Consider the following 18,204-nt stretch of genomic DNA (forward strand, 5'->3'; position numbering starts at 1 on the left):
GGTGTCAGTCCATCGCGCGACGCCAGCCCGACAGGTAGCGGGCTCCCGCCTCGTCGTGGATCACGCCGTCGGGTGCGGTCAGCACGGGGTACGGCGTCGCCGGGACACCGTCGGACGGACGGACGTCGACGTGCGCCACCGCGTGGCCGTTCGCGTGCAGCCAGTCCGCCATCGCGTAGTCGCTGCGCGAGTCGCCCATCGTGCGCCACGCGAGCGGCAGGTCGCCGTCCTCGGCCAGGAGCTCGAGGGAACGCTCGGCTCCCATGTCCTTGCCGCTGCGGTCGGCCTCGACGTCGGTGGAGATGATCGTCGGGTCGATGCGCCACTGCACGGAGCCGTCGGCCGCCGGACGGACGTCGTCGAGTCGGCGGACCCCGAGTCCACGGCGCTGGAGTGCGGCCATCGCCCGCTCGTCGAACTCCGGCTGTCGGGCGAGGTACGTGGCGTTCGGGACCTCGACGCGCTGCTCGATCGACACCATCGCCCGCTTCGTCTCGTCGAAGAAGACCAGGTCGGCGTAGTCGCTCCTGACGAGTTCGCGCATCTCGTCCGCGTAGTCGCGGGGCAGCGCGAGGTCCTCGGCGACCGTGATGTCGCCCATGCCGTCCTCGTACTGCGGGCCGATCGAGCACCACACGGCACCCTTCTCGCACACCGCGTGCACCCGACCGCCCGGTGCGAGGCCGCCGGCGAGCAGGGGCTTCACGACCTGCTCACGGATGAAGGCATCGCTGCGGCCGGTGTTGAACACCACGGGGATACCCTCTGCGGCGAGCGCGATCAGGTCGTCGACGATGCTGGGGATCGCGATGGTGCGGGAGACGGGACTGGCGATGGGGCCGTCGACGTCCAGCAAGAGTCCGAGTCGTGGTGCGCTCACCCGACCATCCTCCCCCACGTTCAGCGCTGCAGTGCCCCGACCCGGGTGAGGAGCCCCTGGAGCGTGGCGGCGTCCGGCGAGTGGTCCTGCCCGGGAACCACGACGAGTTCCGATCCCGGGATGGCGTCGGCGGTGGCCCTGGCGGCGAGGCCGAGCCAGCCGGCGCTGTCGGTACCGGATCCGACGACGACCGGGACCCCGACGGCGGACAGCGTCCGTTCCGGGATCGCGAGGCCGTTCAGCATCCGGACGTCGCGGGCGAGCACGTGCGCGTCGGCGAGGAAGGTGCGCCAGAGCGCCGGTCGCAGGCGGTAGGCGCTGACCTGCCCCATCGGGAGCCCGAGCACCTGCGCGAGGAACGCCCGGACAGCAGCTGCTCGACGGCCGGCCGCGACGTGCTCGTCCAGGCTGTCGGCGAAGACGACGTCGTCCGCGTGCGGGTCGACGGTCGCGCGGTACGGCGGTTCCCAGAGCACGGCGGCCTCCACCGGCAGCCCGGTGGCGAGGGCGTGCAGGACGACACCGGCGCCGACGCACACGGCGACGACGGTGACAGGCCCCTCCACCGAGTCGACGACGGCACGGAGGTCGTCGACCTCGCGCTCGATCGACCACGGGTCGGTGTCGCCGCTGTCGCCTCGACCGCGCCGGTCGTAGGTGACCACACGGCGGTCGGCCGCGAGCCCCTGCACGACCTCTTCGACGAAGAGGGTACCGCGGTGGCCGAAGGCTCCCCCCACGACCACCACCGCCGGGCCGGAGCCGGCGTCGGACACCGCGATGCGGGTGCCGTCGGTGGAGACGACCGTACGGTCGACTGATGCGTGCATGGAGTCCTCGGAGGTGGGTCGACGGCGCTGCGTCGGGTCCTCGGGTGGACCGTGCGAGTCGGTTGTCTGCAGTGTCGCAGCAATGGTGACCGTTGCAACATCCCACCTTCCGGGGGCAGACAGTTCCGACCCGGAACGGAACCGGGGTGCCTCAGCGGTCCCGGTAGACCTCGCGTCGGTGCGCCGCTGCCACGACCACCACCACGAGGCGACCGTCGTCGATGCGGTAGATCACGCGGTACTCGGCGACGCGCACACGCCACTCCGCACTGCCGACGAGCTTGCGTGCGGCCGGCGGTCGGGGTTCCTCAGCGAGGAGCACGAGGACGCCCTCCACCAGCCGTCGGGCGTGCGGCGGGAGTTTCCGGATGGCTCGTCGCGCGTGTGGTTCGACATCGACCTCGTAGGTCATCCGAGCCCGAGTTCGCGCTTGAGGTCCTCCCACTTGACGTTCTGGCCGCCGAGTCGGGCGTTTTCACGCTTCGCTTCTTCCACGGCGCGGAGATCGTCGAGTTCCTCGGCGTCGTCCATCAGCCGTTCGAGGATGTCAGCGTCCACCACGGCCGCGACCCGCTTGCCGCGGCGCGTGAGGTAGACCGGTTCCTTCCTGGCGTCATCGATGATCGACGCCAGGCGGGTGCGTGCTTCGGAGATCGACACTTCGCTCACTCGTACATTCTAGAGCGTTTTGTACAAGTCAAACAGGTCAGACGAACGCCGTGGTGCCCACCGACTCCCGCTCGAGCAACGACCGCTTGACGTCGACGCCCCACGCGAACCCGCCGAGCGAGCCGTCCGACCGGAGCACTCGATGGCACGGCACGAACAGCGCCGGGGCGTTCCGCGCACACACGCTCGCAGCCGCCCGGACGGCCTCGGGACGCCCCATCGCCGCGGCGAGCTCGGTGTACGTGAAGGTCGACCCCGCGGGGATCTGCCGGAGCTGCCGCCAGCCTTCTGCGAAGAGCTCGGTGCCGAACTGCCGGACGGGGACCTGCATGGCGTGCTCGATCTCGCCGGCGTAGAACGCGTCGACGGCATCGGCCGAGGAGACGGTGCCCGCGCGCACGAGTGCCGGTCGGTGGCGGGCGACGACGCGGGCGACGATGCGCTCCGCGGAGTCCGTCCAGCCGGATGCGAGCACCCGGCCGTCATCGTCTTCGAGCACCGTGAACGGGCCGTCGGGGGTGTCGAGCGTGGCGATCACTGCGTCGGTCATGGGGTGTCCTTCCGAGGGTTCTGGTGCGCTGCACGGGCGGCGAGGGCCGCGCGGTCGACGATCGGCCGCCAGCAGTGCATCGTGAGGTAGCTCCGCCAGGGGGCGACCTGCTCCGACCATAGGGACAGCTCGCGCGCCGAACCGGGCAACCCGAGTTCCTGTGCACCGTTGCGCACGGCGAGGTCGGTGTGGAGGAACAAGTCCGGGTGGTGCCGGACCCGCAGCGCGACGTAGTCCGCCGTCCACGGCCCGATGCCGCGCACCGCGAGGAGCCCGTTCCGGAGGTCGTCGAGCGACTGCCCGCCGTCGACGACGAGCGACCCGTCCGCCAGCGCCTCGGCGACCCGCAGGATGGTCTGGATCCGGGCACCCGGCCCCCGAAGGACCGCGCCGCCACGCGACGCGATGTCCGCGGCCGAGGGGAAGAGCAGGCCGTCCGACGCGATGGCCGTCGGCACCGGCGTCCCGAGCGCGGCCACGAGTCGGCCCTGCGCGGTGCGGGCCGCCGCCACCGAGACCTGCTGGCCGATGAGGGTGCGGAACACGACCTCGTGCGCGTCGACCGCGCCGGGCAGCCGGATGCCCGGGACCCGTTCGACCGCCGGCGCGAGCGTCGGCACCGACGCGAGGACCGAGTCGACCGCGACCGGGTCGGCATCGAGGTCGAACAGTGCCCGCACCCGCGCGACCAGCGTGGGCAGGTCACTGAGGTCCGTGACCCGGACGACCAGGTCGATCCCGGCGCCCCGGCCGGCCGCGTCCGGGGCCGCGGCCGACGCGCTGAACCAGCCAGGGCCTCCAGGCAGGGCGACCAGGCGACCGTAGGAGGTGACGGTGCCGTCGGCGGACCGGACCACGTGCTCCAACCCGGGGAGCGCGTGCAGGGCGTGCCAGTCGAGGAGTCCCTGCCCGTCGAAGGGCGCCCGTGCCGGCAGGTGCACGTGCAGGCCGCCGTCGGCGACCGGACGGACCCGGCGTCGGGCGCGGAGCTCCGACGGGGTGACGGCGAAGACCTCGCGCACGGTGTCGTTGAACTGGCGGACGCTCGCGAACCCGGCTGCGAACGCCACGTCCGCGATCGGCAGGTCCGACGAGGTGAGCAGCGTCCGCGCGGTCTGCGCACGGTGGGCACGGCTCAGGGCCTTCGGTCCGGCGCCGAGCTCCTCGGTCATGATCCGGCCGAGGTGCCGCTCCGAGTACCCCACGCGGGCAGCGAGACCGGGGACGCCCTCCCGCTCGACGACGCCGTCGAGGACCAGCCGCATCGCGCGGCCGGCGACGTCCTCGCGCAGGTCCCACTCCGGGCTCCCAGGGGTGGCCTCCGGCAGGCACCGCTTGCACGCGCGGAAGCCGGCGAGGTGGGCGGCGGCACTGGTCCGGTAGAACGTGACGCCCGTCGAGCGCGGTGTCCGGGCGGGGCAGCTCGGCCGGCAGTAGATGCCCGTGGAGTGCACGGCGGTCACGAACTGCCCGTCGAACCGGGCGTCGCGGGACGCCGCGATGCGGTACCGCTCGTCGTGCTGCGAGTCGGGTCCTATGGCGGTCATGTGCCAAGCCTGACACGCGCCACCGTCATCGACTGGCGGAAATCGGACGCGGCAGCGGCCGGGCGGTGATCGCCGCATCGGAGGCACGGCTAGCGTCGTCCGCATGGCTTCCGGTGTCGACGCGCGCGCGTCCAGTGCCCTGGGTCACGTCGCGCAGGTCGAGGTCGCCATGCTCCTCGTGTCCGGACGGCACCGCTACGAAGGACGTCCCGCCGACGGCGCGCTGCCCGCGGACGAAGAGGAACTCCGCGACCGGATCTCGCTTCGCGCGGGGCTCGGCATCGTCGGCGACCGGTACTTCGCGTCACGGGCGCACGTGCACGCGTCGGTCACCGTGATCGGACTCGAGGCGCTGGAGGACGTCGGCCGCTCCCTCGGCACCACCCTGGACCCCGCGAAGACCCGGCGGAACGTGTACCTGCGCGGGGTCGACGTCGAGGCGTTGCGCGGGGAGTCGTTCTCGCTCGACACCGGTGACGGCCCCGTGCTGTTCCACGGGTACCGCCCGGCGAACCCGTGCGCCTGGATGGACCACGAGTTCGCTCCAGGGACGTTCCGGGCGATGCGCGGTCGGGGTGGGGTGCGATGCGACCCGGAGTCCGACGGGGTGTTGACCCTTGGTTCGGCGGTGCTCCGCACGGCCGTCCCCGTCGCGTTGGCATAACGCGTCGTGGCGTCGGCGTTTCGGGGCGTCGGCGTTTCGGGGCGTCGTCCAGGCATCGAGTGCGCAGAAACGGTGGCCGGCCGGCTCCGGAGCCCCCCAATTCCGCGCACTCGACTGGAGAACCGGCGAGCGCCCGCCCCGAAGACCGCTATGCGGAGGCGGGGACGAGCGCCGCCTGGATCGCGTCGACGAACGCGGGCAGGTCGTCCGGGTTCCGGGACGTGATCACGGTGCCGTTCGTCTCGTCGACCTGGACCTCGCGGTCGACCCACTCGGCGCCGGCGTTCCGCACGTCGGTCTGCAGCGACGGGTACGAGGTGATCGTGCGACCCGGCAGGACCCCTGCTTCGACGAGGGTCCACGGCCCGTGGCAGATCGCCGCGACGGGCTTGCCCTGCTCGACGAAGGCCTTGACCAGGTCGATCGCCGCCGACTCGCCGCGGATGGTGTCCGCGTTGATCGTGCCGCCCGGGACGACGAGGGCATCGAAGTCGCCGGCAGAGACCGAGTCGAACGTGGTGTCGGGGTCCAGGGACTTGCCCGGGTCCTTGTCGCCGACGAGGGTCTGCACGGTGTCCGTCGTCTTCGCGGCGATCGTCACCGAGGCGCCGCGCTTCCGGAGTTCCTCGGTGGGGACGATGATCTCGTCCTGCTCCACGCCGTAGTTCGTGGTGATGACGAGGATGGTGGTTCCGTCGAGGGCTGCCATGGGTCGCTCCTTCCGCGGGTCGGGGTCTCCGACCGCGCCACCCACCGTGCTCGGCCACGCTGGAAGCCGACTCAGCCGTGCAGGCGGAACGTCCCGTCCTCGGCCGAGACCTCGATGCCGTCGAAGCCGTGCACGCGGGCGAGGCCGATCGTGACGTCGTCCTCGAGTTCGCCGACGACCACCGTCGTCGCTCCCGAATCCACGGCCGCCCGGAGACCGGCAGGGGCGTCCTCGAACGCGACGCACTCCTCGGCGCGTAGCCCGAGCATCGCCGCCCCGCGGACGTAGCCGTCCGGGTGGGGCTTGCCGTGCTCGACGTCCTCCGAGGTGACGACCGCCTCGGGCAGGTCCACCCCGGCGGCTCGCATCCGGTTGAGGGCGAGGTCACGCGGAGCACTCGTGACGAGCGCGACGGGCACGCCCGCCTGGACGAGCCGTCGGACGAACGCCGCCGCCCCGGGGATCTCGATGATGCCGTGGGTGTTCTCGACCTCGTCCGCGACGAGCTCGTCGGCCAGCCGGCGCTGCTCGGTGGGATCGAGGTCCGGGAGGAAGTGCCGGACGGTGTCGATCGTCTGCCGCCCGTGCGAGAACGCCAGGATGGTCGACGGCGCGATGTCGTGCTGCGCGCCGAATCGGCCCCACGCCCCTTCGACGATCGCGGTCGAGTCCACCAGGGTCCCGTCCATGTCGAAGAGGACCCCGGACGCCACGATGTCGATCACGCGCCCGACCCTACCTGCCACAGCCCGGTCGGCAGCCGGGCAGGCAGCACCCGAGATGGGTCAGCGATGCATACGGCGGCGTGCACGGATCGCGACGACGAGTGCGGCGACGAGGAGGACGAGTGCGCTCGCCCAGACCGCGACCGGAGCACTCCGGAGACCCGGCACGACCTGGCCGAGCGCCATCACGATCGCGGCGGCGAGACAGAGCACCGCCGCGGAGCGACTCCCGTTCCCTCGAGCACTCATCGTCATCGGACTCCCTCTCCGCGGTCAGCCTATCCGATGTGTAACACTTCAGTCCGCGTGTCGGACGTACCGCGTCAGCAGCACGTCGCCCTCGCCCAGGAGCACGTGCGCGAGGCGCATCCGCCGCAGGTCGGGCGAGGAACCCCGGGCGATCCGGGGTCCGGCACCGCCCTCGAGCGACGGGTCGATCGTCAGGCAGAGCTCGTCGACCAGGTCCGCCGCGATCAAGGAGCCGAGGAACGACGGTCCGCCCTCGCAGTGGATCCGTCCGAGGCCGCGCGACACCAGGGCGTCCCGCACGAGCCCGACGTCCACGGAGTCCTCCCCGCAGGACACGACGTCCGCCACGGCTGCCAGCGCATCGCGGCGGTCGGCGGGCGCGGACGACGAGGTCAGCACGATCGGACGCACCGGCGCTTCGGTGAACACCGGCGAGGACGGATCCAACGACAGCGACCCGGACACGATCGCGAACACCGGGTGGTCGGGCATCCCGTGCGCACGACGCCAGGCGACGTCGGCGTCCCGCACCCGCATCGGGCCGTAGCCCTCGTGACGGACTGTCCCCGCGGCGACGAGCACCACGTCCGTGACCCGGCGCAACAGGTCGAACACCCGCAGGTCGTCCGGGCCGCCGATGCCCGCCGTCACTCCGCCGGCCGATGCCGACCCGTCCAGGGTGGCCACGAAGTTGACCCGAAGCCACCCGACGGCCGACGTACCGGACACAGGCCGGGCCTCCAGCCCGGAACCGGGACGACCGCCGGCCGCAGTGCCGGACCCGGGCCGGGCCTCCAGTCCGTACAGGGCGACCACCTGCTCGTCCGACAGGTCCGCGATCGACGTCGGGAGCACCGGCGGCAGCCCGCTCACGTGTTGTGCCGCGCTTCCACCGGCTCGCGCCAGCCGAGCGTCGCCTCCACCATGCGCATCGCGTCGACGGACTCCTGGACGTCGTGCATCCGGACGATCCGCGCGCCGAGCATCGCGCTCACCGTCGCGACCGCGAGCGATCCGGACAGCCGCTCGCCTCGGGGACGGCCGAGGGACTCGCCGACGAAGTCCTTGTTCGAGACCGCGGCGAGCACCGGGTAGCCGAGCGCGACCACCTCGGGCAGCCGACGGGTGAGCTCGAGCGTGTGGACGGTGTTCTTGTTGAGGTCGTGCCCTGGGTCGACGATGATCCGCGACTCCGGGATGCCGGCGGCGAGCGCCCGGTCGATCCGTTCGCGGAGGAACGCGACCACCTCCCCGGCGACGTCGGCGTACCGGGGCGGGGACGCCAGCGCGGTCCGTGGTGCAGCGAGCGAGTGCGTGATGACGATCGTGGCCTCGGAGTCGGCGACGACGGACGCCATCCGCGGGTCCGACAGCCCCGTCGTGTCGTTGACGACGCTCGCGCCGGCGGTGATCGCGGCCTGCGCGACCTCCGGGCGGAAGGTGTCCACGCTGATCGTGACGTCCGACTGCTGGACGAGCTGCGCGACGACGGGGACCACGCGGTCGATCTCGTCGGCGGCGGGGAGCTCGGGGCCCGGAGCGAACTTCACGCCGCCGATGTCGACCCAGTCGGCGCCCTGTTCGGCGGCGCGGACCGCTGCGGCCACGGCGCGGTCGAGCTCGAACGTGGCGCCGCGGTCGTGGAAGGAGTCCGGCGTGCGGTTGACGATCGCCATCACCGCGATGCGGCGGTCGAAGTCGAAGGAGCGTCGGCCGATGGTGCGGACCGGGTGGCGCAGGGCGGGGACCACCCAGCCGGGTCCGGTGGCGGCCTGGAGGCTCGTGGTGCGCCCGTCGGCGGTCATCGGTCCGCCTCGGTGTGGGTCCCGATCGGTGCGGCGTGCGTCCCGACCGGTGCCGTCGCCGCGGCGTGCGTCCCGATCAGGGCGATCGCCTCGGCACGTCCCGCCGGGTCGGCGAGCGCCCCGGTCGCGGCGACCGTGACCGTCGTGGACGCCGTCTGGCGCTCACCCCTGGTCGTCACGCACTGGTGTTGCGCGTCGAGGACCACGAGGACCCCGCGCGCGGCCAGCCCTTCCTGCACGGCGGCGACGACCTGCTCGCCGAGTCGCTCCTGCAGTTGCGGACGCGAGGCGAGCGCATCGACGACCCGCGACAGCGTCCCGAGCCCGATGAGCCGCTCGCCGGGGGCGTACGCCAGGTGCGCGACACCCGTGAACGGCAGCAGGTGGTGCTCGCACACCGAGCGGAAGCGGATGTCGCGGACGACGACCAGCTGCCCGCGTTCGGCGTCTCCGGCGTGCACCGTGCCGTCCCGCGCGATCGCCACCGCGTCGACGCCGGCGCCGTGGAAGAACTCGGCGAACGCGTCCGTGACCCGCTCCGGGGTGCGGGCGAGTTCGGGGCGGTCGGGGTCCTCGCCGAAGGCCGCCAGCAGCTCACGCACCGCGGCCTCTGCGCGGGCACGGTCCATGCGCGACGTCACCCGTCCATCCAACACCAGGCCACCGACGTTGCCAGCGTCCTTTAAACTTCGTTGGTGAGCGCCCCGCAGACAACCGAAACGCCGTCCCGGAACCGAGTCGCTTCCGGCCTCGACCGCTTCTTCTCCATCACCCAGCGCGGTTCGACCATCCCCCGCGAGGTCCGCGGTGGCCTCGTGTCCTTCGTGACGATGGCGTACATCGTCATCCTCAACCCGCTCATCCTCGGTGGGTTCAGCGCCGACCAGGCCGCGAAGGACGTCACGGGCGGGTGGCTCGAGAACGCCCAGGTCGCCGCGGCCACCGGGCTCGTCGCTGGCCTCATGACGATCGCGATGGGCGTGATCGCGAACCTGCCGTTCGGCATCGCGGCGGGGCTCGGGATCAACTCGTTCCTCGCGGTGAGCGTCGTGCACCAGGTGACGTGGGCCGAGGCGATGGGCCTCGTGGTGATCAACGGCATCATCATCGTGATCCTGGCGTTGACCGGGATCCGGACGATGATCTTCACCGCGGTGCCGGCGCAGCTCAAGGCCGCGATCACCGTCGGCATCGGCCTGTTCATCGCGTTCATCGGCCTCGTGGACTCCGGCTTCGTCCGCTCGTCCGGCCTGGCGTCGCCCCCGCTGCAGCTCGGCGAGGACGGCTCCGTCGGCGCGCTGCCGACGATCGTGTTCCTCATCGGCCTGGTCATCATCGGCACGCTCATGGCCAGGAAGGTCAAGGGCGCGCTCCTCATCGGCATCATCGCGACGACGATCATCGCGATCATCCTGCAGGCGATCTTCCACGTGCCCACCTCGGTCGACTCGAAGACCGGCTGGAACCTCAACGCCCCCGGCCTGCCGAGCGCGCTCTTCGCCTTCCCCGACCTGTCGCTCGTCGGTCACTTCGACTTCGGCGCGTTCAGCCGCATCGGGCCGTTGGCCGCGTCGATGCTCGTCTTCACGCTGGTCTTCACGAACTTCTTCGACGCCATGGGCACGATGACCGGTCTGGCGAAGGCCGCCGGTGTCGCGAAGCCCGACGGCACCTTCCCCCGCCTGCGTTCGGCGCTCGTCGTCGAGGGCGCAGGCGCCATCGCGGGCGGTGGCGCGTCGGTGTCGTCGAACACGGTGTTCATCGACTCGGCGGCCGGCATCGGCGAAGGAGCGCGCACCGGGTTCGCCTCGGTCGTCACGGGGCTGCTGTTCCTGGCGTCGATGTTCCTCACGCCGCTGACCCAGGTCGTCCCGCTCGAGGTCGCCGCCGCCGGGCTCGTGGTCGTGGGTGCGCTCATGGTCGCCCAGGTGAAGGACATCGACTGGACCGACTTCGGCTCGGCGCTGCCGGCGTTCCTGACGATCGTCGTGATGCCGCTGACGTACTCGATCGCGAACGGCATCGGCGCGGGCTTCATCAGCTGGGTGCTCATCAAGGCGCTGTCCGGCCGTGGCCGCGAGGTCTCGTGGCTGCTCTACGTCGTCGCCGCCGGGTTCCTGCTGTACTTCGCGCGCGGTCCCCTGGAGTCGGTGCTCGGCGTCGCCTGACCCGCCGGTCCGTCATGCGAAAGCGACAGTTCCCTGCCAGGATCCGGCGGGGAACTGTCGCTTTCGCGGTCGCGGCGGGTGAGCGGGCCGACCGGGAGGCCGTGAGTCAGCCCGGCAGGTCGGCCGGGGTCGCCTCGTGGTGGCGTCGGCCGGAGGTGCGCCGGTCCTCCTTCATGCCCGCCTCGAACAGGTGGCGGCGGCCGTCGACGAGTTCGTCCCGCGCGGTGCGCTCCAGCTCCTTGGCGAGGGCGTAGTACCCGTCGTCGTAGTCCTCGACGACCTGGAACGTCCACCGTCCCGCGATGACGTTCCGACCGACGAGCTCCGTGTCGATGCGGTCCGCCAGGTCGGTGTGCCCGGCCTTCCTGAGCTGTTCGACGGCCTCGCCGAGGTCGAGGTCCGCACTGCCCGTCAGCCGGTGGAACCCGTAGAGCAGCCCGCGTGCGTGCTCGATCGTCTCGAGCGCTGCCGACAGGGTCCCGAGTGCCTCGACCGTCGCTTCCGACACCCCGTCGGGTACCTGGTGCTGGTCGTCCGGGCCCTGTTCGTCCTCAGTCATGCCTTCCCGTGTACACGGGCTCGCCCGCACGGTCGCCGAGACTCGGGGCCGGGCGCTCCATGAGGCGCCATGAGCCACCGAGCAGGGGCGCGAGCGTGACCACGGTGTAGATGCACGCGACGACGCCGAACGTCGTGGAGACGCCGATGCCGTCCGCGGCGACCCCGGCGAGCAGACCACCGAGCGGGATCCCCGCCCAGGACCCCGCGCCGAGGAGCCCGAAGACCCTGGCGCGCATGTGCACTGGGATCCGCTCGAGCTCGACGGCGCCGAGGATCGGGTTGAGCGCCCCGGCCGCGAGTCCGGACAGGGCGGCAGCCCCGAGGACCGACGGCAGCCCCAGACCGAGCGCGGGGGCGAGCAACGACGGGCCGCCCGCGAGCACGAAGCACACCACGAACGTGATCCGCCGCGGGACCCGGTGCGCGACGTACCCGAACACCAGCGAGCCGAGGAACGCCGCCCCACCGAACGTCCCCGTGACGAAGCCGAGCGACTGCGCGCCGCCGAGTCGTTCGTCCGCGTAGAGCGGCAGCAGGGTCGTGGACCGTGCCGCGTCGAGCAGGTTCGTGACGAGCACCAGCGCGATGATCAGCCGGAAGAACGGGTCCCGCACGCAGAACCGGAAGCCCTCGGCGATGTCACGCCAGTAGCCGGCCGACTCCGGTGCCTCGGCCGCGACGTCGGCGACCGGTGTCGGGGCCTCCCGCACCACGAGCGCCGTCAGCAGTGCGGCGGCGCCGAACACGAGTGCCGTGCAGGCGAGCGCCGGCATCGGGCCGAGTGCCGCGACCAAGACCCCACCGACCGGTGCGCCGACCAGCACGGACAGACGCGCAGAGGCCTCGAAGTGCCCGACGGCCCGTTCGAGCGGCACGCCCGCCGCCGTCGCGAGCCCCGGGAGGAGCACCCGCCGGGCCGACTCCCCCGGCATGTCGAAGAGCCCGCTGACGAACACCAGCGCCAGCAGGGCCCAGAACGGCAGTCCGACGGTCCAGGCGAGCACCGGCATGGCGAGGAGTGTCGCGCCGCTGATGACGTCCGACCAGGCACTCGACCGGACGAACCCCACGCGCTCGACCAGCGCGCCACCGAACGGTCCCCCGAGCACGATCGGGACGGTCGCCATGAACGCGGTGATCCCGACGTCCGTCGCCGATCCGCCTCGCGCGAGCACGGCGAACGGCACGGCCACCGTGGTGACGACGTTGCCCACGCGCGAGACGACCTGGACGGCGAGGAGCGCCCGGAGCCGTCCGCGCGGGCTCAGGTGCGCGGCCATCGGTACGCCTGCTGCAGCACGAAGACCTGTTCCGAGCCGTCGTCCGCGGTGTGGTCTGCACTGACGGGCAGCCAGCGCTCGACGACGTCGCGGAGTTCGACGCCGAACCGCTCGAGCTCCGGCGCGGTGAGCCGGAGGACACGGTCGGCACTCATCGCCGCGGCCACCCACTCGCGCTCCATACCCGGTGCCCGGTCGACGAAGGCCTCGTAGTTCGCGGCGTAGACCCGGGCGACGGCACGGTCCAGCGCGCTGGCCGCCATCAACTGGTCAGGGTCGTCCATCGCGTCGGCCAGGTACCAGGACGACGAGGTGTGCGACGCTCGCCACCAGCGCTCGCGGCGATCGGTCCCCTGGCCCTCGGCGGGCTCGATGAACCCGGCACCGGCCAGGCGCGTGCAGTGGTAGCTGATCGTGCCTGGAGCCTCGTCGATGAGGTCGCCGAGCATCGCTGCCGTCTGCGGACCGTTCGCCCGCAGCAGCCCGAGGATGCGCAGCCGGGTGGGGTGCGCCAGGGCCCGCATGTGTGCCGGGTCGTCGATCCGTCCGTCGTCCATACGGCCCAGCGTAGATCCACAAGGACTGTTGTGCAAGAGTTCTTGTGGACTTGAGCGAGATGTCATCCGCGCCACGCCGTGCTGTTGCACACCGTCGAGACGCGACCTAGCATTCGAACACACGTTCGAACGAGGGAGGACCCGATGATCGTCATCGATGCGGCCACGACGGTCTGGTGGGCGGACGGTGCGCCGGTCCGTCTCGTCTGGCAGGGGCGACGCTGGCGGGTGACCGACCACCCGACGCGGCTCACCGTCACTCCGGCCGCGCTGCCGACCGCGATCACGCACGCCCCCGAACGCACGGTCGGGTGGCGCTTCCAGGTCACGGCGGAGGACGGCGAGACGCTCGTCGTCGACATCGTGCCCGACGGCTCCGCCTGGACCGTCGCGCGGACGTGGAACTGACCCCGGGATCCGGGTACGGTCGCGACATGAGCAGGTGGATCGCGCTGCTGCGCGGCGTGAACGTCAACGGGATCACGATCCGGTCCGCCGAGCTGCGGTCCCTGTTCGAGTCGCGCGGGTACCGCGACGTCCGCACCGTCCTCGCCTCGGGCAACGTCGTGTTCGCCGCGGACGCCGGCGCCGCCGAGCTCAAGCGGGACGTCGAGCAGGCGCTCCGTGACCGGTTCGGCTACGACGCCTGGATCGTGCTCGTCCCGCACGACGGGCTGGCCGCCGTGGTCGACGGGTTCCCGTTCGAGAGCGCCGCGGACCGGCACGACTACGTGGTGTTCGGGTCGGACGACGCCGCACTCGACGACCTGCTCGCGGACCTCGAGCTGGACCCCGCGCTCGAACGGGCCGCACGCGGGGACGCCGTCGTCTACTGGTCCTGCCCGAAGGGGTCGAGCACGGACACGCCCTTCGCGAAGCGAGCAGCGGCAGCCCGGTTCAAGCGGACGACGACGACCCGGAACGTGAACACGCTCCGGAAGCTGCTCTGAGCGCTACTTCTTCCCGCCGCCCAGCAGTCCGCCGAGTCCACCGAGCAGGTCGCCGATCCCACCGCCGGACTTCGCTCCGCCAGCAGCCGCACCACCACCGCCGCCGCCACCGAGCAGTCCGCCCAGCAGGTCGCCGATCCCACCGCCACCTGTGGCTTCCGCGCCCCCGCCCTTCTGCTTGGCGAGGAAGCTCATCACGATCGGAGCGAGTACGGGGAGCGCCTTCCCGATGACGTCGCCGATGCCGCCGCCGGCACCACCGCCGGTCGAGCCGAGTGCAGCGGCCACCTGGTTCTCCGACGACCCGAAGACGTTCTTCACGATCTTGCTGCCGTCGTCGGTGTCGACGTCGTCGAGGTCCACGCCGCCGTCCACCAGCGCGGCGGAGTGCTTGTCGACCGCCTGCTCGAGGGACTGCCCGCCACCCTGCTCGGCGTTCGCACGCATTCCACCGAGCAGCGCCGGCAAGGCCTTCTGCACCGCCTGGTTCGCGGTGGCCTCGTCCACGCCGAGCTTCTTCGCGAGGTCCCCGATCGGGATCTGGGAGATGATGTCGTCGAGCCCGGCCATGGTGCTTCCCTCCGTCAGAGACTGCTTGGTCCGCACACTACGCACGAGGCAAGCAGCCGTCCGGGATCAGGCGCTCGTCTCGTCCACCTCGTACTCCCGCTCGAGCGAGATCGTCGGGATCGACGCCGTGATGACGGAGCCGTCAGCGCGCAGGGTGCCCTGGATGTCACTGGTGGTCGGCGCGTGCCCGTCCATGCGCGGACCCTGGTGCGGCAGCGGCACGACCGTCGGTGCCTCCGCCGTGACGTCGAACGGCTGGTTGTGCACCCAGGCGGTGAAACCGTCGCCGGTCTCGACCGTGAACGTCATGCGCTCTTGTTCGAGGTCAACGCGGGTCCGGGAGCCCCGCACGGTGATCCGGTAGGTCAGGCGCTCCCACGACTTCGGCAGCCGCGGGTTGAACGTCATCTTCCCGCCGTGGTCCCGCATCCCGCCGAACCCGTTCACGAGCCCGCCCCAGATGCCACCCGTCGACGCGATGTGCACGCCGTCCGTGGTGTTGCCGTGCAGGTCGGCCAGGTCGACGTAGAGCGCCGTGTTGAAGTACTGCTCCGCGAGTTCGTGGTAGCCGACCTCGGCCGCCATGATCGACTGCACGACGGCCGACAGGGTGGAGTCACCCGTCGTCAGCGCGTCGTAGTAGTCGAAGTCGCGCCGCTTCTCGGCCGGGGTGAACTCGTGGCCCTGCAGGAACAGCGCGAGGACGACGTCGGCCTGCTTGAGCACCTGGAAGCGGTAGATGACCAGCGGGTGGTAGTGCAGCAGGAGCGGACGCTTGGACTCCGGCGTGTTCTCGAGGTCCCAGAGCTCCTTGTCGAGGAACTGGGCGTCCTGCGGGTGGATCCCCCGGTGCGGGTCGAACGGGATCTCCATCGACTCGGCGGCGCGCTCCCAGTCCACGATCTCGGACTCGTCGAGCCCGGTCCGCCTGACCATGCGGGCGTACTCCTCGGGGTCGTCGACCGCGAGCTCACGGCACGCGTTGACCGCGAACCACAGGTTCGCCCTGGCCATCACGTTCGTGTACATGTTGTCGTCGACGACGGTCGTGTACTCGTCCGGGCCGGTGACCCCGTCGATGTGGAACTTCTGGTCACCGTTCGAACGCCAGAACCCCAGGTCCTCCCACAGACGAGCGGTCTCGACGAGGATGTCGATCGCGCCGCGCTTCAGGAACTCCCGGTCACCGGATGCCCGCACGTACTGCATGAGGGCATGCGCGATGTCGGCATCGATGTGGTACTGCGCGGTGCCGGCGGCGTAGTACGCGCTCGACTCCTCGCCGTTGATCGTCCGCCACGGGAAGAGCGCGCCGTGCTGGTTCAGCTCCCGCGCACGGGAGCGCGCGGCGTCGAGCATGTTGTAGCGGAACCGCAGTGCGTTCCTGGCGACGATCGGCGCCGTGTACGACAGGAACGGCAGGACGTAGATCTCCATGTCCCAGAAGTAGTGGCCGCCGTAGCCGGACCCGGTGACGCCCTTCGCCGCGATGCCGTGCCCGTCGGTGCGTGCGGTTGCCTGCGCGAGCATGAAGAGGTTCCAGCGGACGGCCTGCTGGATCTCCGGCTGCCCCGCGATCTCGACGTCGCTGCGCTCCCAGTAGTCGTCCATCCACGTGCGCTGCTTGGCGAACGTCTCCTCGACGGTCTCGGCGTGTGCACGGTCCAGCGTGCGGTCGCACCGATCGGCGAGTTCGCGCGCCGGCACCCCGCGGGACGTGTGGTAGACCACGTTCTTGGTCAGGCGGATCGGCTGCCCGGCCTTCGCCTGGACCCGGTAGATGTGCTTGGCGAGGTCGTCCTCGATCGACGACGACTCGTCCCAGGTGTTGTCCGTCTCGAGCCGGTGCTCGACACCGACGCAGATCGTCATGCCCGAGCTGGCTGCCTGGTACCCGAGCAACGACCGGGTGCCGGAGTTGCGCTTGATCTTCGGCTCGAGGACCCGCTCGGTGAACGCCTCGGCCTTGCGCGGGTCGAACGCCGTCGCCGCCGCACGCATCCCCGCGTGGTACTCGTCGACGACGTCCTGCCGGTTCAGGATCTGGCTCGACAGCAGCACCGAGGCGTCCGCGTCGAGCATCGTGACCTCGTAGTCGATGACGGCGAGGTGTCGGTCCGTGAACGAGACGAGCCGACGCGAGCGGATGAGCACGCGCTTGCCGGACGGCGTCGACCACTCCGTCTCGCGCAGCAGGTAGCCGCCGCGGAAGTCCAGCCTGCGGGTGTGCCGCAGGATGTCCGCTTCGGCCAGCACCAGCGGCTCGTCGTCGACGTAGAGCCGGATCACCTTGGCGTCGGGCGCGTTGATGATCGTCTGCCCGGTCTTGGCGAAGCCGAACGCGTCCTCGGCGTGCCGGATCGGCCACGTCTCGTGGAACCCGTTGATGTACGTGCCGTACTGCACACCGCCGCGGCCCTCGTCGAGGTTGCCGCGCAGGCCGAGGTAGCCGTTGCCGACCGCGAAGTTCGTCTCCGCGACGCCCTGCTCGTCGGGGGCGTACTCCGTCTCGACGAGCGCCCACTCGTCGACGGGGTAGCGCACACGATCGAGGGGATCCGAGGTGATGGGGTTCATGGGTGCTCCGTGGGAAGGGAGGTGGTCGGGGACGTCCTGGAGGCACGGATCGCGCCGTGCAGGCCGCCTACGTCGTCTGCGTGGCCGGCTGGGGCAGTTCGGCGATGAGGTCGGCGAGGTCCGTCACGACGACGTCGGCACCGTTCGCGAGCAGCTCGTCGGCGCCCGCTCCGCGGTCGACGCCGATGACGAGCCCGAAGGCGCCGTTCCGTCCGGCCGCCACACCACTCGTGGCGTCCTCCACCACGACGCACTCGGCCGCCCGCAGCCCGAACCGGCTCGCCGCGTCGAGGTAGGTGTCCGGAGCGGGTTTGCCGGGGAGACCGTCTTCGCGGGCGACGAGCCCGTCGACGATGACCGGGAACCGTTCGAGGATGCCGGCCGTTCGGAGGACCTCCACCGCGTTCGCCGAGCTCGACACCACCGCGACCGACAGCCCGGCGTCGATGGCCGCGACGAGGAACCGCAGCGAGCCCGGGTAGGGCTCGACGCCGTGCTCGTGCAGCTCCGCCGTGAACTCGGCGTTCTTCCGGTTGCCGAGCCCGCACACGGTGTCCTGGTCGGGGGCGTCGTCGGGGGTGCCCTGCGGCAGCTCGATGCCGCGGGAGTCGAGCAGCGAGCGGACTCCGTCGTACCGGGGCTTGCCGTCGATGTACGCGAAGTAGTCCTGCTCCGTGTACGGATCGACGCCGTGCGCGGCGAGGTACGGCGTGAAGAGCCGGCTCCAGGCGCGCATGTGCACGTCGGCCGTCGGCGTCAGCACCCCGTCGAGATCGAAGAGGAGGGCTCGCGTGTCAGCGAGGCGCGCAGGGGTCCGCCGGTCCGACGACGTCATGGACAACCTTCCAGGGGGTGGTGTCGTACGAGTGCTGCGCCCGAGTCTAGGACCGCTCCAGTCCCCTCGTTCGACCGA

At 71.4% G+C, this 18,204-nt stretch carries 22 protein-coding genes; 4 read left to right on the forward strand and 18 right to left on the reverse strand.

What is annotated here, in order from left to right; genetic code table 11:
• Positions 1-4: 4 nt before the first annotated feature.
• The 6 genes from ACIPJ2_RS01970 to ACIPJ2_RS01995 form a co-directional block, all read right to left on the reverse strand.
• Positions 5-880 carry a hypothetical protein gene (locus ACIPJ2_RS01970; protein WP_402727314.1) on the reverse strand — a complete coding sequence of 292 codons (876 nt, stop codon included), beginning with the start codon at positions 878-880 and terminating at the stop codon, positions 5-7.
• A gap of 20 nt (positions 881-900) precedes the next feature.
• On the reverse strand, positions 901-1,710 hold the full coding sequence (locus ACIPJ2_RS01975) for an alpha/beta fold hydrolase (protein ID WP_402727315.1): 810 nt from the start codon (positions 1,708-1,710) through the stop codon (positions 901-903).
• Positions 1,711-1,861: 151 nt separating this feature from the next.
• Positions 1,862-2,122: a type II toxin-antitoxin system RelE/ParE family toxin gene (locus ACIPJ2_RS01980; protein ID WP_281266087.1), complete on the reverse strand. Its 261-nt coding sequence runs from the start codon at positions 2,120-2,122 to the stop codon at positions 1,862-1,864.
• Entirely contained in the window at positions 2,119-2,379 is a 261-nt protein-coding gene (locus ACIPJ2_RS01985) for a type II toxin-antitoxin system Phd/YefM family antitoxin (RefSeq protein WP_281266088.1), read from the reverse strand. The genes ACIPJ2_RS01980 and ACIPJ2_RS01985 overlap by 4 nt, the downstream gene beginning before the upstream one ends.
• 37 nt (positions 2,380-2,416) lie before the next feature.
• Positions 2,417-2,929: a methylated-DNA--[protein]-cysteine S-methyltransferase gene (locus tag ACIPJ2_RS01990; RefSeq protein ID WP_402727316.1), complete on the reverse strand. Its 513-nt coding sequence runs from the start codon at positions 2,927-2,929 to the stop codon at positions 2,417-2,419.
• Positions 2,926-4,476, reverse strand: coding sequence for a DNA-3-methyladenine glycosylase 2 family protein (locus tag ACIPJ2_RS01995; protein WP_402727317.1), 1,551 nt, complete (start codon positions 4,474-4,476; stop codon positions 2,926-2,928). Before ACIPJ2_RS01995 ends, ACIPJ2_RS01990 begins: the two co-directional genes overlap by 4 nt.
• Before the next feature lie 103 nt (positions 4,477-4,579).
• Here ACIPJ2_RS01995 and ACIPJ2_RS02000 point away from each other — a divergent pair, with 103 nt between their 5' ends.
• Complete coding sequence (locus ACIPJ2_RS02000; protein ID WP_402727318.1) at positions 4,580-5,140, forward strand: MOSC domain-containing protein; 561 nt, start codon at positions 4,580-4,582, stop codon at positions 5,138-5,140.
• A gap of 148 nt (positions 5,141-5,288) precedes the next feature.
• On the opposite strand, the gene ACIPJ2_RS02005 is transcribed toward ACIPJ2_RS02000, so the two are convergent.
• The 6 genes from ACIPJ2_RS02005 to folE form a co-directional block, all read right to left on the reverse strand.
• Positions 5,289-5,849: a type 1 glutamine amidotransferase domain-containing protein gene (locus ACIPJ2_RS02005; protein WP_402727319.1), complete on the reverse strand. Its 561-nt coding sequence runs from the start codon at positions 5,847-5,849 to the stop codon at positions 5,289-5,291.
• A gap of 71 nt (positions 5,850-5,920) precedes the next feature.
• On the reverse strand, positions 5,921-6,574 hold the full coding sequence (locus ACIPJ2_RS02010; protein WP_402727320.1) for an HAD-IA family hydrolase: 654 nt from the start codon (positions 6,572-6,574) through the stop codon (positions 5,921-5,923).
• 60 nt (positions 6,575-6,634) lie between these two features.
• Complete coding sequence (locus ACIPJ2_RS02015) at positions 6,635-6,829, reverse strand: hypothetical protein (protein ID WP_402727321.1); 195 nt, start codon at positions 6,827-6,829, stop codon at positions 6,635-6,637.
• A 42-nt stretch (positions 6,830-6,871) separates the two neighbouring features.
• Entirely contained in the window at positions 6,872-7,696 is an 825-nt protein-coding gene (locus ACIPJ2_RS02020) for a pyrimidine reductase family protein (RefSeq protein WP_402727322.1), read from the reverse strand.
• Positions 7,693-8,628, reverse strand: coding sequence for a dihydropteroate synthase (gene folP, locus ACIPJ2_RS02025; RefSeq protein ID WP_402727323.1), 936 nt, complete (start codon positions 8,626-8,628; stop codon positions 7,693-7,695). Before folP ends, ACIPJ2_RS02020 begins: the two co-directional genes overlap by 4 nt.
• Positions 8,625-9,257, reverse strand: a complete 633-nt coding sequence (gene folE, locus ACIPJ2_RS02030; RefSeq protein WP_402728305.1) for a GTP cyclohydrolase I — start codon at positions 9,255-9,257, stop codon at positions 8,625-8,627. Before folE ends, folP begins: the two co-directional genes overlap by 4 nt.
• A 63-nt stretch (positions 9,258-9,320) precedes the next feature.
• On the opposite strand from folE, the gene ACIPJ2_RS02035 reads away from it, so the two are divergent.
• Positions 9,321-10,796, forward strand: a complete 1,476-nt coding sequence (locus ACIPJ2_RS02035) for an NCS2 family permease (RefSeq protein WP_402727324.1) — start codon at positions 9,321-9,323, stop codon at positions 10,794-10,796.
• A gap of 106 nt (positions 10,797-10,902) precedes the next feature.
• On the opposite strand, the gene ACIPJ2_RS02040 is transcribed toward ACIPJ2_RS02035, so the two are convergent.
• From ACIPJ2_RS02040 to ACIPJ2_RS02050, 3 genes are read right to left on the reverse strand one after another with little or no spacing between them, the layout of a single operon-like run.
• A complete protein-coding gene (locus ACIPJ2_RS02040) occupies positions 10,903-11,355 on the reverse strand; it encodes a hypothetical protein (RefSeq protein WP_402727325.1) in 453 nt (150 codons plus the stop codon).
• Entirely contained in the window at positions 11,348-12,637 is a 1,290-nt protein-coding gene (locus ACIPJ2_RS02045; RefSeq protein WP_402727326.1) for an MFS transporter, read from the reverse strand. Before ACIPJ2_RS02045 ends, ACIPJ2_RS02040 begins: the two co-directional genes overlap by 8 nt.
• Positions 12,622-13,194, reverse strand: coding sequence for a helix-turn-helix domain-containing protein (locus ACIPJ2_RS02050; RefSeq protein ID WP_402727327.1), 573 nt, complete (start codon positions 13,192-13,194; stop codon positions 12,622-12,624). Before ACIPJ2_RS02050 ends, ACIPJ2_RS02045 begins: the two co-directional genes overlap by 16 nt.
• 144 nt (positions 13,195-13,338) lie before the next feature.
• On the opposite strand from ACIPJ2_RS02050, the gene ACIPJ2_RS02055 reads away from it, so the two are divergent.
• Both ACIPJ2_RS02055 and ACIPJ2_RS02060 read left to right on the forward strand, forming a co-directional pair.
• Positions 13,339-13,602: a hypothetical protein gene (locus tag ACIPJ2_RS02055; protein ID WP_281266100.1), complete on the forward strand. Its 264-nt coding sequence runs from the start codon at positions 13,339-13,341 to the stop codon at positions 13,600-13,602.
• Between the two features lie 26 nt (positions 13,603-13,628).
• Positions 13,629-14,144 carry a DUF1697 domain-containing protein gene (locus ACIPJ2_RS02060; RefSeq protein WP_402727328.1) on the forward strand — a complete coding sequence of 172 codons (516 nt, stop codon included), beginning with the start codon at positions 13,629-13,631 and terminating at the stop codon, positions 14,142-14,144.
• Positions 14,145-14,147: 3 nt separating this feature from the next.
• Here ACIPJ2_RS02060 and ACIPJ2_RS02065 read toward each other — a convergent pair whose 3' ends face one another.
• The 3 genes from ACIPJ2_RS02065 to ACIPJ2_RS02075 form a co-directional block, all read right to left on the reverse strand.
• A complete protein-coding gene (locus tag ACIPJ2_RS02065; RefSeq protein WP_402727329.1) occupies positions 14,148-14,714 on the reverse strand; it encodes a DUF937 domain-containing protein in 567 nt (188 codons plus the stop codon).
• A gap of 66 nt (positions 14,715-14,780) precedes the next feature.
• Positions 14,781-17,291 carry a glycoside hydrolase family 65 protein gene (locus ACIPJ2_RS02070; protein WP_402727330.1) on the reverse strand — a complete coding sequence of 837 codons (2,511 nt, stop codon included), beginning with the start codon at positions 17,289-17,291 and terminating at the stop codon, positions 14,781-14,783.
• Positions 17,292-17,358: 67 nt separating this feature from the next.
• Complete coding sequence (locus tag ACIPJ2_RS02075) at positions 17,359-18,126, reverse strand: HAD family hydrolase (protein WP_402727331.1); 768 nt, start codon at positions 18,124-18,126, stop codon at positions 17,359-17,361.
• Positions 18,127-18,204 lie beyond the last annotated feature (78 nt).

The sequence above is a fragment of the Curtobacterium sp. NPDC090217 genome (assembly GCF_044746705.1).
Lineage (GTDB): Bacteria > Actinomycetota > Actinomycetes > Actinomycetales > Microbacteriaceae > Curtobacterium.

Bases quoted from the DNA above. Each gene is read 5' to 3' on its own strand.
- ACIPJ2_RS01975 (WP_402727315.1), bottom strand. From the start codon at position 1,710: ATGCACGCATCAGTCGACCGTACGGTCGTCTCCACCGACGGCACCCGC.
- ACIPJ2_RS01980 (WP_281266087.1), bottom strand. From the start codon at position 2,122: ATGACCTACGAGGTCGATGTCGAACCACACGCGCGACGAGCCATCCGG.
- ACIPJ2_RS01990 (WP_402727316.1), bottom strand. From the start codon at position 2,929: ATGACCGACGCAGTGATCGCCACGCTCGACACCCCCGACGGCCCGTTC.
- ACIPJ2_RS01995 (WP_402727317.1), bottom strand. From the start codon at position 4,476: ATGACCGCCATAGGACCCGACTCGCAGCACGACGAGCGGTACCGCATC.
- ACIPJ2_RS02000 (WP_402727318.1), top strand. From the start codon at position 4,580: ATGGCTTCCGGTGTCGACGCGCGCGCGTCCAGTGCCCTGGGTCACGTC.
- ACIPJ2_RS02005 (WP_402727319.1), bottom strand. From the start codon at position 5,849: ATGGCAGCCCTCGACGGAACCACCATCCTCGTCATCACCACGAACTAC.
- ACIPJ2_RS02015 (WP_402727321.1), bottom strand. From the start codon at position 6,829: ATGACGATGAGTGCTCGAGGGAACGGGAGTCGCTCCGCGGCGGTGCTC.
- folP (WP_402727323.1), bottom strand. From the start codon at position 8,628: ATGACCGCCGACGGGCGCACCACGAGCCTCCAGGCCGCCACCGGACCC.
- folE (WP_402728305.1), bottom strand. From the start codon at position 9,257: ATGGACCGTGCCCGCGCAGAGGCCGCGGTGCGTGAGCTGCTGGCGGCC.
- ACIPJ2_RS02040 (WP_402727325.1), bottom strand. From the start codon at position 11,355: ATGACTGAGGACGAACAGGGCCCGGACGACCAGCACCAGGTACCCGAC.
- ACIPJ2_RS02045 (WP_402727326.1), bottom strand. From the start codon at position 12,637: ATGGCCGCGCACCTGAGCCCGCGCGGACGGCTCCGGGCGCTCCTCGCC.
- ACIPJ2_RS02050 (WP_402727327.1), bottom strand. From the start codon at position 13,194: ATGGACGACGGACGGATCGACGACCCGGCACACATGCGGGCCCTGGCG.
- ACIPJ2_RS02055 (WP_281266100.1), top strand. From the start codon at position 13,339: ATGATCGTCATCGATGCGGCCACGACGGTCTGGTGGGCGGACGGTGCG.
- ACIPJ2_RS02060 (WP_402727328.1), top strand. From the start codon at position 13,629: ATGAGCAGGTGGATCGCGCTGCTGCGCGGCGTGAACGTCAACGGGATC.
- ACIPJ2_RS02065 (WP_402727329.1), bottom strand. From the start codon at position 14,714: ATGGCCGGGCTCGACGACATCATCTCCCAGATCCCGATCGGGGACCTC.
- ACIPJ2_RS02070 (WP_402727330.1), bottom strand. From the start codon at position 17,291: ATGAACCCCATCACCTCGGATCCCCTCGATCGTGTGCGCTACCCCGTC.
- ACIPJ2_RS02075 (WP_402727331.1), bottom strand. From the start codon at position 18,126: ATGACGTCGTCGGACCGGCGGACCCCTGCGCGCCTCGCTGACACGCGA.